The organism is Sphingosinicella sp. CPCC 101087 (assembly GCF_004151485.1).
Taxonomy (GTDB): Bacteria; Pseudomonadota; Alphaproteobacteria; order Sphingomonadales; family Sphingomonadaceae; genus Allosphingosinicella.
The window spans coordinates 210,265-223,257 of the sequence record NZ_SBFF01000005.1; the positions used below are offsets into that span (position 1 = coordinate 210,265).

Sequence of the window (12,993 nt, forward strand, 5' to 3'; positions counted from 1 at the left end):
CCCGTCGTTCGTGAAGGCGCATGCAGACCAGATGGCGGCATTTTGCCAGGGCGCACTGAACAGCGCCGGCGCCAAGGCCCACGGCCGCGAAGCCGCCGCGCCTCGCCATTGCACACGTCGCACGAGAGCCCGGGGCGCGCTCTCTACCGCGCCAGGAGCACTCGTGCCTGCGTCGCGATCTGGGCGAGCATCGGTGCGGTGATCGTCGAGGCGGTGCGAGCGCGCTGGATAGTGTGGCGGAACTGCTGGATGCGCGGGCCCTGTTCCGCGACCCATTTGTTCACCGTCGCCTCCGGATCGGCCGCCTCGCGGCGGTCGAGGAATTCCAGCCGGAGCTGCTCGAAGTCGCGGGCGAGGCCGGCGGTCAGGAGCCGCTCCCACTGGTCGCGCGCCTCGAACTGGTTGGCCGCATGCTGTGCCCAGTCGAGACCGAGCGCCTCCCCCAGACGGGTATAGGCCTTGGTGAGCTCGATCTCGTCCACCCCGGTCTTGCGGCCGAGGCCGGCGAGGCCGATGCCGCCGTTGAGCTCGAACAGCCGGACGATGGGATCGACCAGGTCGGGCGGACCGCCCAGCTGCTCTAGCTGGGCGCGCATGCCGCTCGCCTCAGCGCGGGGCTCGGGACGAAGCAGGTCGCCGAGGGCGCCGGTGAGCTTGTCGAGACCGGGCCGCAGCCGCTCGACGATTTCGCCCGGCTTTAGGTCGGGCGACGTGCTGCGCAGCAGGTCGGCGACGTGGAACTGAAGGCCGGCGGCCGCCTGGTCGAACAAGGCGAGCCTGACCTGCTCCGGCACGTCGGCCCGGTCGAGGTCGGTCCATAGCTGCTGCATCCCGAACAGGCGCTCGGCGGCAACGAAAGCGGCAGCCGCCTGGCCGAACGCGGCGCCTTCCTCCTCCGTCAGCGAGAAGGGCGCGATGATCCCGAGCCGGTTGACGAAACGGTTGGCGATCTTGGTCGCAATGATCTCCCGACGCAGCCGGTGACGAAGGATGGCGTCGCGCTGACGCTCCTGCATCTGAGGCGGGAAGGCGGCGAGCAGCTCCGGCTCCAGCGTCGGATCGTCGGTGAAGGCGGCGGCTTCGATCGCCGACTGGAGCCGCATCTTCGAGGTCGACAGGAGGACCGCCAGCTCGGGCCGGGTCAGGCCCTGATTCTGCTGGGCGCGCCGCAGCAGTTCCTCATTGCTCTCGAGTCCCTCGACCGCCCGGTTCAGCCGGCCGCTTTCCTCGAGGATCTCGATCACCCGGACATATTGCGGAAGCGCGCGCGCACCGCCTCGCTCGGCGATCGAAAGCGCGAGCGTCTGCAGGCGGTTGTCCTCGAGCACCAGCGCCGCGACCTCGTCGGTCATCTCGGCGAGCAGGAGGTTGCGCTCCTCGAACTCGAGCCGGCCCTCCGCCATCTCCCGATTGAGCGGGATCTTGATGTTGACCTCATTGTCCGAGCAGTCGACGCCGGCGGAATTGTCGATGAAGTCGGTGTTGATCCGTCCGCCATGGCGCGAGAATTCGATCCGGCCGGCCTGGGTGACGGCGAGGTTTGCGCCCTCGCCGATCACCTTGGCGCGGAGCTCGGCCGCATTGATCCGGACCGAATCGTTGCCCGGATCGCCGACTTCGGCATGGCCTTCGCCCTTCGCCTTGATGTAGGTGCCGATGCCGCCGAACCAGAGCAGGTCGACAGGGCTCCTGAGGATGGCGGTGATCAGGGCGCTGGGCTCGATCTCTTCCGCTTCGATCTGGAGCAGCGCTCGCACTTCGGGACTCAGCGGAATCGATTTCTGGCTGCGCGGGAAGACGCCGCCGCCTGTCGAGATCAAAGCCTTGTCATAGTCGCTCCAGGAAGATCGCGGCAGTTCGAACAGGCGCTGGCGTTCCTTCCAGCTTGCTTCGGGGTCGGGATTGGGATCGAGGAAGATGTGCCGATGATCGAACGCGGCGACCAGCCTGATCGCCTTCGAGAGCAGCATGCCGTTGCCGAAGACGTCGCCGGACATGTCACCGACGCCGGCGACGGTGACCGGATCCGCCTGGACGTCGATCCCCATTTCCAGGAAGTGGCGCTGCACCGAGATCCAGCCGCCGCGGGCGGTGATGCCCATCGCCTTGTGGTCGTAGCCCTGGCTCCCGCCCGATGCGAAGGCGTCGCCGAGCCAAAAGCCCTGCGATACGGCAATATCGTTGGCGACGTCGGAGAAGGTCGCGGTTCCCTTGTCGGCGGCGACGACGAAATAGGGATCGTCGCCATCGCGCACCACGACCTGGGGCGGGTGAACGATCTTGTCGTCGACGATATTGTCGGTGACCGACAGCAGGGCGCGGATGAAGATGCGGTAGGATTCGGTGCCTTCCGCCAGCCAGGCGTCGCGATCGGCCGCGGCCGGAAGCTGCTTGGGATAGAAGCCGCCCTTCGCGCCCGTCGGGACAATGACCGCATTCTTGACGAGCTGCGCCTTCATCAGGCCGAGGATCTCGGTGCGGAAGTCGTCGCGCCGGTCGGACCAGCGCAAGCCGCCGCGTGCGATCGGGCCGCCGCGCAGGTGGATGCCCTCCAGCCGCGGGCTGTACACCCAGATCTCGCGCCACGGCAAAGGCGCCGGCAGGCCGGGAACCTTGGCCGAATCGAGCTTGAAGGCCATCGCCTCGGCGCCGGCCGGAGCGAAGGCGTTGGTCCGCAGGACGGCCGTGATGACGCCGCGGAACAGGCGAAGGATGCGATCTTCGTCGATCGCGGCAACCGCGGCGAGGCCCTGGTTGATCCGCTGCTCGGCCGCGCGAACCGCGGCGTCGCGATCGCCCTCGGCGGCAGGATCGTGCATCGCGTCGAACAAGGCGATGAGGCCCTTTGTCACGTCCGGCGCGCGGCGCAGCGCGTCGACGACGGTGATCATCGAATAAGAGAGGCCGGTCTGGCGCAGATAGCGGAACCAGGCGCGGAACAGCACGACGTCGCGCGGCCCCAGCCCCGCGGAGACGATCAGCTGATTGAAGGGATCATTCTCGGCGCGCCCCTCGAGCACGGCAGCGACGGCACGCTCGACCAAGGCGGCGCGGCCGAGCACGGCCGACGCCTGGCCTCCGCCGGGTACTTCCAGGGTGAAATCCGAAATGTGCGCATAGTCGGCGACCAGCGATGTCGGGATTTCCTCGAGCACACGGAAGCCGAAATTCTCGAGCACCGGAACCGCCTCGGAAAGCGGGATCATCGCGGCGCAGCGATAGGTCTTGAGGTGCAGGCGATCCGGGGAGTCGCCCTCGCGGCCGAACAGGCGCACGTCCCGTGCCGCAGCGCCTGCCAGGCGATGGACCCGAACCACGTCCTGGGCTGCTTCGTCCACGGCGGTGCGGATGCGATAGCCTTCGGGAAAGCGGGAGAGATAGGTGATGGCGAGCCGGGTGGCGCGCCCGCTGCCGACCAGCGCGCCCAGGGCCTCCTCGACCCGCGGCTCCCAGCCGAGCACCATGGCGTCCAGGCGGCGGTCCAGGTCGGCCACGTCGGGATCCGGAGTCCCCGGATCGACCGAGAGGGTGAAGCGCACGAGGGCGAGATCGCCGTCGCCGAGATCGACCGACCAATTGTTGATGCGCCCGCCCGATGCGGCCGCGATCATGTCGCCGATCGCGATCCGTCGGCGCGTGGTGAGCTCGTCGCGCGGCAGCCAGACGAAGGCGAACAGGTGGCCCTTGAGGATCGACCGGACCAGCATCAATGTCGGGCGGGGCCGGTCGGCCAGCGACATGGCGGTGACGACCAGTTCCTTCACCGATTCGTGCGGCAAGTTGATCAGCAGGTCGTGCGGAAGCGAGGTAACCGCGTGCCGCAGCCCCTTGCCGCTATGCCCGTTCGGATCGAATCCGAACTCGCGCTCCAGATCGGCCAGAAGGCGGCGAAGCACCGGAACGTCCTCGACCTGGGCGGTGAGGGCCTGGCTGGTCCACAGACCGGCATGGACGCCGATGCCGACGATCCTGTCGCCGTCCCGGAGCGGCACGACGACGAGGTCGAGCGGAACGCGCCGATGCACGGTGGAGCGCCGGTCGGCCTTGGCGATGAGCGGGACGGCGCCGCCCTGCTCGAAATAGCGGATCGCGCCCATGCAGCCGCCTTCGTCGGTCGGCTCGCCGGGCAGCCGGAACAGGCCCAGCGCCGAATCGGGCGCGCCGGTCGGGCGCTCGACATGGTAGCCGAGCAGGGTCATCGCGCCGTCGGCGAACCAGCGCAGCAAGGCGGCGCCTTCCTCGTCGTCCCGAACCAGATCGGCGTCGTCGCGCATGCGCTGCTGCATCGCCCGCCAGTCGCTCACCGCGGCCCGCACGTCGGCAAGGACTCGGTGCAGCTCCGACAGAAGCTCGGCGCGGGTGCGGGCATCGGCGCGGTCGACCTCGATATACATGATCGATTCGCGCCGCTCGAGATCGGCGCAGAGCGGCTCGACCGACTCGAGGCTGCCGTGCGAGTCACGTTGGACGCATACCACCGGGTGAAGCAGGCGATGGATGATGAGGCCGCGCGCGGCGATCGCTGCCGCGACCGAATCCACCAGGAAGGGCATGTCGTCATTGACGATGCAGATCCGCATCCGCCGTCGCCCGAGCTGGGTGCCGGCCGATTCGAGCCGGACGATAGCCGTTCCGGAGGGGCGTCGCGCGGCGCAGGCTATGATGAACGCGGCCGCGTCGCGGCAATCCTCCTCGCCAAATCCGTCCAGTTCGCCGGGGAGGGCATCCTGGAGCAAGGCATGAGCCAGGCTGTCGCACAGCCGTTGGCGCGCGGCTTCCCCCGCAACCATGCTATCCGCTTTCATAAGGTCGGCTCCCGGGACTGGCAGGGCCGGCACAAGGGGGCCCGCATGGGCCGGGCCTATAGACCCGCCTCCAGTAGCGCGGCAAGGCTGCGCCCGCCCCAGCCAACGCGATTCGGCGATCCTGCCGCGCATTCCGCACGTGCCGTGGCGCGTGCGGGCGCCCGGGCCTCCGTCATTCCGGCGAGGACGATCGTGTCGGCCGGTCAGGTGCCGGTGCCGGCAGAAGAGGGCGCGCGCCGTACACCGCTCATCGGACCGCCAGTTGCGCACCGCCTGGCGAGTGAAATTGACGAAATTGACGGTCGTTACGCGCGCGCGCCTGCGCCCGCGCGACCCCCGATGGCCGGCACTCCTTCGCAGACGACCGGACAAGTCCTTTTCACGGATCAAAGAGCCGGTCCCTCCGCCACCGGGTGCGCGAAGGGCTTCATCATTCCGATGTCATGACAAGCGACGGCTGGATTCGCTTCGTTCCTGGGCCGCGGGGATCGCGCCGACTGGGCGAAGAGTGATTTCGCTGCCGCCGCGGTTCCGACAGTCAAGAGAACATAAACAGAACGAAAAGTCAAGGGAGGAAATTGCGGAGCGCTGCTGCGCAGGGAGCGAAGCGCCACATCCTCCTGAAAAACGTCGGCAGGCCCGGCGAAGCTCCGGACCGGGTTCGAGATCAGGCCGCGCTCTTGCGGATGGCCTGCTCGACCAGCTTCTCGTCGCTGACCGGGGCCAGGATAGCGAGCCGATCCTGGTCTCGGCGCGCGATCAGCAGGACGAAGTCGCCACTGCTCGCATCGACCGGCACGTCGACCTGCGCCAGCACCGGCGCGGTGCGAAGGCGCTCACGCACTTCCTGCCAAGGATCCGGTCGGGACGCCGGACGGCGGGCGCGGCGCTCGGCCTGAACGATGCCCTTGAGGCCGCCTTCGAAGGCGGCGAGATATTCGGCGAGCGCGCCCTGAGGCAGGCCCTCACGCTGCGCCCAGCACAAGGCGGCGGCGAATTCGGTGAGTCGGGTCTTGTCGTAGCCGGCGCCGAAGACGAGCTTCACGATCGGGGTCATCGGCGCCCGGGCCTGGACCTTCAGGCCGGCATCCGCGAGCAGGTCGGCATAGGTGTCGACGTCGCGATCGGCGGCCAGTGCGAAATCGTAAGCGAGACCCAATGCCCGGTAGAGGGCGGCGCGGCCGCGCTGCTCGGACCCGGCGGCGCGCTCGGCGGAGACGCGCGCGGCGTGGAGGCGATCGGCGAGAGCGGCGTCGGCGGGCAGCGGCAGCTGCGGATCCTCATCTTCCTCTTCCCACAGGCCGAGCGTCGGCGCGGCGTCGCGCCCGATCGGCCCCCCTGCGGGCTGCGGCTCTGCCAGCTCGGCATTGGGGCCGTCGGCCCAGACCGGGCATTCGCCGACCGACGGGGTCGCGGCGATCGCGCGGTCGACCTCGGTTTCCAGCGCGTGCGCGGTGCCGTTGTCGGCGAGCTCCTTCCAGTTGATGACCCCGTAGATGAAGTCGATCGACTCGCCGTCGGAGGAAAGCGGCATCAAGATGCCGCGATAGAGCATATTGTGGCCGCGCTGGCCGAGGAATTCGGCCTCGAAGCCGATCGGGGCGCGGTTGGCGATGATCTGCATATAATGGTCGGTCAGGCGCGACAGCAGCGAGCGCGCCGGGACCTGGCTGATGTGGCGGATCGTCTGGTCGAGCTCGCATTCGGCGCGGAGCGCGCGGCCGAGGAAGGCGATTTCAGGGTCCTGCGGGTCGCTCGAGAAATCGAGCAGGACGCTGTGCCCGCCGAAATCCTCGATGGTGTGCGGATCGACATCGTTGATTGACGGATAGGGACGGCCGTTCAGCAGCGACACCCAATAATTGTAGGCGCGCACGTGCATCCGGCGTTCGTCTATGCCGATCTCCGGGGGCCGCTCGATGGCCGGCTCGTCGTCATGCGCCTGAGCCACGACCGCTTCGTCTTCAAATCCCCGCATGCTATCCATATATCGGCGTCCCTGCCGCGGCTTGTCGCGGTCGGGGAAAGTTGCACCCTTCGTGGTTGAGATATGGTTAAGCCTGGGCCCGTGCGGACCGCTTGTTTTCGGCGGCACCCGCTGATAAGGCCCGCCCTCTCCTCGGGAATGCCGCTTTAGCTCAGCTGGTAGAGCACATCATTCGTAATGATGGGGTCGTGGGTTCGAGTCCCCCAAGCGGCACCACTTTTACCAATCGCGGAAACCCGCGATTTGGTGGGGTCCCCGTAGAGGGCTCCTGAGAAATGGCTGCGTCCGGCTGGCGCCGCGGCGAAGCCTCTGTCTCTCAACGTCAGCTATGCGCCAATTGTCGCCATTAGGCGCCCAAGTTTCTGATCCTGATAGCTGCCATCCGTTCAGGTGCTCAGGCGCGTCCTGCGAATGGCCGGGCCCCGGCACTTTCCGCGCGGCAGCCATGCGGAGCTTTGAAGCGGATTGCTGCCGCTCGCCAGGACGACGGCTGTGTGGAAAAAGGAAGCTGTTGGGAGGATCGCTGCCTCGTCCTATCTATTCCGGCGTGGGAAGCCTGACCGTCTCGCCCACAACATCGATCGCCAGCTTACCTCGAAGCCCACGGGAGCCTCCACCTTCGAGCAGTTCATGGGCTTCGCCGATCCGGGCCAGCGGAAGCACCGCGCCAACGACAGGTTGGATCAGGCCGCGTTCAATGAGATTTGTCAGCGCGTCGAGTTTGCCTCGGTTCTGTCGGGTGAAGACGAAATGGTAGGCGGCGTTCTTTCCCCAAGCCTCGATCAGGTTCTGCGGCTGCGCAATGTCGACGATGCTGACCACTCGTCCAGCATCCGTGAGGGCGAGCGCGCTTCTCGTCAGGGTGTCCCCCCCGACGGTATCGAATATGACGTTCACCCCTTGCCCATTCGTCAATTCAGCCACGGCCGAGACGTAGTCATCGGAGGTGTGGTCGATGACCTCGTCCGCGCCGAGCGAACGCACGAACGCATGGTTGCTACGGCGCGCCGTCGTGATGACCCGCGCACCCATCGCCTTGGCAAGCTGGATCGCCACCGTACCCACACCGCCGGCACCACCGTGGATCAGAATGGTCTCGTGGACGGCAAGCTGGGCGCGCGTCACCAAGGCTTCCCAGACCGTGCCCCCAACCAGCGTCAGGCTGGCAGCCTCCAGATGGTTGATGTTGTGCGGCTTGCGGGCGACCAGATCGACATCGACGACGTGCTGTTCCGCATACGAACCAGGGCCGCCGAAGATCTTCGGCGTGTAGTAAACCTCGTCGCCTAGTTCGAACTCGCTTACAGAGGCCCCCTTCTCCTCCACGACGCCCGAAACATCGTGACCAATGATGGCGGGGAGCGGCACATAGTCGGCGTAATCACCCCGCCGGATCTGGTAGTCCAGAGGATTGAGGGCGGTGGCGTGAACGCGCACCCGGACCTGCCGAGGTCCGACGATCGGTACGGTAACATCGCGCATCTCGAAAGCGTCGAAGCCACCGAATTTGCTGAGGATGATCGCCTTCATGGTGCCAGTCATGCTCCTACCTCCGCCGGTCAGGACATCGCCGGTGCGGATGGAGAAGGTCCGTCCGGCAGCGGGATGAATTCGCCGTCGTCGGCGTCGGGCAGCTTCATGCGTCCCGCCTTCCAGTCCGACGCGGCCTGCTCCAAGCGATCCTTGGACGACGCGACGAAATTCCAGAAGATGAAACGCTCACCCACTGGCTCGCCGCCAAGCACCATCACCGTGGCCGGCGCGGTTGCCCGAACGCGCGAGGCGCTGCCGCTGACCACCAGCATCCTGCCTGCACCATAAAGCCCGCCGTCCATCTCCACCTCGCCCGCCGCAACGTAGAGCGCGCGTTCGTTGTGACCCGAGGGGATCTCGGCGGTCGCGCCCGGGGCCATATCGAGATGCGCGTAGAACAGGGGCGAGTGCGTCCTGGCGCCTGCGGTCAGGCCATAGGCGCTGCCGGCGATGAGGTGGCCCTTCACCCCGCCTTCGACCCACTGCGGCAGATCATCGCCGGAATGGTGCGAAAAGGATGGCGCGATTTCCTCGAGTTCGGTCGGCAGTGCGACCCAGGCCTGGATGCCGTGGATGCGATCGCCGCTTGCCCGCGCGCGCTCCAGCCGCTCGCTGTGCGTGATGCCGCGACCGGCGACCATCCAGTTGACTTCTGCCGGCCTGATGGCTTGTTGGTATCCCAAACTGTCGCGGTGCATGATCTCGCCGGAGAACAGGTAGCTCACCGTCGACAGGCCGATGTGCGGGTGCGGGCGGACGTCGAGACTGCGGTCCGCGCCGGCTGCGATGTCCACCGGGCCCATGTGATCGAAGAAGATGAAGGGGCCGACCATGCGCCGCTTGGCGTACGGCAGCACCCGCCCAACCTCGAAACCGCCGCCGAGGTCGCGGCGCCGCTGATCAATGACCATCTCGATCATGTTCGTTCTCCTCGAGTCACCCGGCTCGATCAGGCGCCCGCAGTCGGCGTGTCCGGCACCGGCGTGTTGAGCAACTGCTGCTCCCACAGATAAGCAATGCCGCTGCCGCCGAGGTGCGAAATCATGATCTCGGTCAGCTCTTCGACATGCTCGGTGCGCGCCCAGTCACGCTGCCATTCGCCGGCCAAAGCCATCCAGGTCATCATGTTCACGCCAGCCGCAATCATGCGCTGGATGGCGACCTCGTGAGACTCGACCGTAACCCCGCCCGACGCGTCGGTGATCACGGTTACGTCCCAGCCTTCGCCGGCGGCCTGGATTGCTGGCATCGCCACGCAGACCTCGGTCCACAGGCCGGCGATGATCAGCTGCTTGCGGCCGGTCGCCTTGACCAGGTCCACCACCTTGCGGTCCTCCCAGGTGTTCACCCAGGTGTGGTCGATCACTTCCTGATCCGGGAAAACGTCGGTGATCTGCTTGAAGAGAAGACCGCCACGCGCCGCCAGCACGCTGGTGAGGATCGTGGGGACATTGAAAGCTTTTGCCAGTTTCGCTAGCGCGGCCGTGTTGTTGACTACGGTCTGAGGATCATGGCTGCCCAGTCCCGCAAGCTGAAAAGCCTGGTGATCGATCAGAACGAGGACCGAATCCTCAGGACGGAGAAGTGAATCGAGCCCGTTGCGGAAGGTCATGAAAGTTCCTCTGCTGACGTAGGTTGAACCGGTTTGCGGGAGACACAGGTCGTTTTCGGCGTCGTCTCGGCCATCATTGCCATTCCCACTTTCGCCGGGGTAGCAGCCGTTCCCGATGTGCTGTGTCGCACGATGGGGAACGCCGGATGGATATCGAGGCCTTGCGGACCTTCGTTGAGGTCGCCGATGCGGGCGGCGTCACACCCGCCGCGCGGCGGCTCGGCATATCCAAGTCGATGGTCAGCCGCCGGCTGCTGCGCCTTGAAACGGAGCTCGGAGTGCAGCTTCTATCCCGGACGACAAGGGGGGCTGCGCTGACAGAGGCGGGGGTCACGTTCCGGGACCATGCTGCCAAGGTGTGCGTCGAAATCGACATTGCGAAGGAGGCCATCATGCCGGCCGGCGAGCTGCGCGGTCGCCTGCGCGTCGCTGCGCCGCTCTCCTTCGGCCCGACCCACTTCGCGGTGGTGCTCGCGGAACTTGCGAAGCGGCATCCGGAACTGCACGTCCACGCCTGCTACACCGACCGCTTCGTGGACCTGATTGCGGAAGGGTTCGATTGCGCCATTCGCGTCGGCTTCCTCGCAGACTCCAACCTGGTCGCGCGGCGCATCGGGCCGATCCAGGCCCTGCTCGTGGCAAGTCCGGACTATATCGCCGAACATGGAGCGCCGGGGACGCCGGAAGAGCTCGTCACCCACCAAGCCGTCATGCAGGGCACCGAAAGCTGGCCTTTGACGGTCGATGGCAAGGTCGTCATGGTGAAGCCGCAGGGCCGGTTCAAAGGCGATAACGGCGTTGCTCTGGTCGCGGCGGCGTTGGCGGGACTTGGCATTGCCGCCCTGCCTGTCGACCTGATCTCCGAGCACCTGGACTCGGGCGCGCTCGTTCCCGTGATGCCTCGCTATCCTATCCCCGAGATCGGCATCTATGTGGTGCGGCCGCCGGGTCAGCATCCGGCTCGCAAAATCCGGGTGCTCACCGAGATGCTTATCGAATGCTTCGGCGGGCAGGCCGCCAAAGGGTAGAGGCCGCGCGGTGCTGCAAAAGCAGCGTTCCTGATCCGACGACACAGCGTCTCATGATCTGGCGCTACCCCAGCCCGTGCGGGAATGGCAGTCTTGGGCAACCGCCATAGCCGTCGGTGCGGCCTTATTTTGGCCGCTCCCAACAGCAGCGCACATCCTCGTGGCCACCCGGTCTTGAGAGTTTTTGGGATCGGGAGGTCTGTAACTTGGCAGAGGCCAGCCTGGGACAGATGATCGGACCGGCTGTGGCGCTCATGGGCGCTGCAGTGGTTGCGGTGCCCTTGTTCCGGCGGTTCGGTCTCAGCTCGGTGCTCGGCTATTTCGCCGCCGGCCTATTGGTTGGCCCCTCGGTGCTCGGACTCTTCGCCGATGCGCAGTCCATCCTTCATTTCTCCGAGCTCGGGGTGGTGATGTTCCTGTTCGTGATCGGACTGGAGCTGCGCCCCTATAAGCTGTGGGCGATGCGCGGCGAGATCTTCGGCCTCGGCCTCGCTCAGGTTGCGCTGGCGACCCTCGCCTTGTCGCTGACCGGTGCGCTGATCTTCGGCCTGTCGCCGCCGACAGCCTTCGTCGCCGGTGCGGGCTTCGTCCTCTCATCGACGGCCGTTATCATGTCGGTGCTGCAGGATAGAGGAGAGGCTTCCAGCGGCGAAGGCCGGAAATCGATCGCCATCCTCCTGTTCGAGGACCTGATGATCGTACCACTCCTGGCGGTCGTGGCCTTCATGTCGCCGCTGTCGCACGGGCAGATGGTCTGGAAGGACGGCCTCGTGGCGCTTGCAGCGCTTCTTCTCCTGCTGGGGGTGTCGCGCTGGGGTCTCAATCCATTCTTCGCCCTGCTGGCGCGGGCGCGGGCTCGCGAGGTTTTGACGGCCGGCGCCCTGCTCGTGGTCCTGGGCGCGGCGCTGCTGATGGACGCCGTCGGCCTCTCGATGGCGATGGGCGCGTTTCTCGCCGGGGTGATGCTTTCCAGTTCGAGCTATCGACATCAGATCGAAAGCGACGTCGAGCCATTCCGCGGGCTGTTGATGGGCCTGTTCTTTCTGGCTGTCGGCATGTCCCTCGATCTTTCCGTCGTCGCAGCTGAATGGCAGCTTCTCATGGCGCTGCTGGCCGCATTCACGATTGCCAAGGGCACCGTGGTCTATGCTGTCGCCCGGCTGTTCAGGAGTTCCAGCCCCCAGGCGCTGCATCGCACGTCGATGTTCCTGCAGGGTGGCGAATTCGCCTTCGTCCTGTACGCCGCCGCGACCTCCGCCGGTGTGATCGGCGAACGGGAGAACGCGCTGTTCGCCACGGTCGTCATCCTATCGATGGTGCTAACCCCGCTCCTCATGATTATCGCCGATCGCTCGATCCGGACGGAGGCATCGATGGCCGGCATAGATGCCGCACAAAATCTTGCGGGTCGCATTCTTGTCATCGGATTCGGCCGCTTCGGGCAGATCGCGTCGCAGGCGCTTCTGGCAAAAGGCGTGCACCTCAGCGTTATCGATAACAATCCAGATCGGATTCGCGAGGCCGCGCGATACGGGTTCAAGGTCTTCTTCGGCGACGGTGCCCGGCTCGACACCTTACGCCATTCGGGCGCTCTCGACGCAGACGCGATCATGGTCTGCATCGATGATCCGAAGTCGGCGATGCAGATCGTCGGGCTCGTCCACCACGAATTCCCCCAGGCGCGGCTTGTGGTTCGGAGCTACGATCGGGACCACGCCGTGGAGTTGATACGCGCCGGCGTCGACTATCAGATCCGGGAAACGGTCGAGTCAGCTTATCTGATGGGCGCGGAAGGCCTGCGGGCCCTTGGCTTCGCCGAAGCCGACATAGCAGATGCGGTAGCGGACATCCGCCGCCGGGATGCCGAGCGTCTGGCTGAGCAGGTCCAGGGCGATGCAATGTCGGGTCTCGACCATATGCTTTTGCAACCGATTGCCGAGCGGCGCTGAGATGACCGGCGCAGAGGCCACCGGGGGGCTCGCTCGATTATGCTATTGCCGCGGCTGCATACGTTGGAAGGGAAGAAGA

General features: G+C 66.3%; 7 protein-coding genes and 1 tRNA gene. 3 read left to right on the top strand and 5 right to left on the bottom strand.

What is annotated here, in order from left to right; all coding sequences use genetic code 11:
* Nucleotides 1-143: 143 nt before the first annotated feature.
* Nucleotides 144-4,805 carry an NAD-glutamate dehydrogenase domain-containing protein gene (locus EKM57_RS09775; protein ID WP_206185371.1) on the bottom strand — a complete coding sequence of 1,554 codons (4,662 nt, stop codon included), beginning with the start codon at nt 4,803-4,805 and terminating at the stop codon, nt 144-146.
* 667 nt (nt 4,806-5,472) lie between these two features.
* Nucleotides 5,473-6,783: a hypothetical protein gene (locus EKM57_RS09780; protein ID WP_243450969.1), complete on the bottom strand. Its 1,311-nt coding sequence runs from the start codon at nt 6,781-6,783 to the stop codon at nt 5,473-5,475.
* 149 nt (nt 6,784-6,932) lie between these two features.
* Here EKM57_RS09780 and EKM57_RS09785 point away from each other — a divergent pair.
* Nucleotides 6,933-7,008: transfer RNA gene (locus EKM57_RS09785), tRNA-Thr, on the top strand.
* A gap of 321 nt (nt 7,009-7,329) precedes the next feature.
* Here EKM57_RS09785 and EKM57_RS09790 read toward each other — a convergent pair.
* Genes EKM57_RS09790 through EKM57_RS09800 form a run of 3 tightly spaced genes read right to left on the bottom strand, consistent with a single transcriptional unit; the run spans nt 7,330 to nt 9,937 of the window.
* Nucleotides 7,330-8,322, bottom strand: coding sequence for a zinc-dependent alcohol dehydrogenase family protein (locus EKM57_RS09790; RefSeq protein ID WP_206185372.1), 993 nt, complete (start codon nt 8,320-8,322; stop codon nt 7,330-7,332).
* Nucleotides 8,323-8,351: 29 nt separating this feature from the next.
* A complete protein-coding gene (locus tag EKM57_RS09795; protein WP_129792315.1) occupies nt 8,352-9,245 on the bottom strand; it encodes a pirin family protein in 894 nt (297 codons plus the stop codon).
* A gap of 29 nt (nt 9,246-9,274) precedes the next feature.
* Entirely contained in the window at nt 9,275-9,937 is a 663-nt protein-coding gene (locus tag EKM57_RS09800) for an isochorismatase family protein (protein WP_129792316.1), read from the bottom strand.
* A gap of 146 nt (nt 9,938-10,083) precedes the next feature.
* On the opposite strand from EKM57_RS09800, the gene EKM57_RS09805 reads away from it, so the two are divergent.
* Both EKM57_RS09805 and EKM57_RS09810 read left to right on the top strand, forming a co-directional pair.
* Entirely contained in the window at nt 10,084-10,965 is an 882-nt protein-coding gene (locus EKM57_RS09805; RefSeq protein ID WP_129792317.1) for a LysR family transcriptional regulator, read from the top strand.
* Between the two features lie 254 nt (nt 10,966-11,219).
* Nucleotides 11,220-12,914: a monovalent cation:proton antiporter-2 (CPA2) family protein gene (locus EKM57_RS09810; protein ID WP_243450982.1), complete on the top strand. Its 1,695-nt coding sequence runs from the start codon at nt 11,220-11,222 to the stop codon at nt 12,912-12,914.
* Nucleotides 12,915-12,993: the final 79 nt, after the last annotated feature.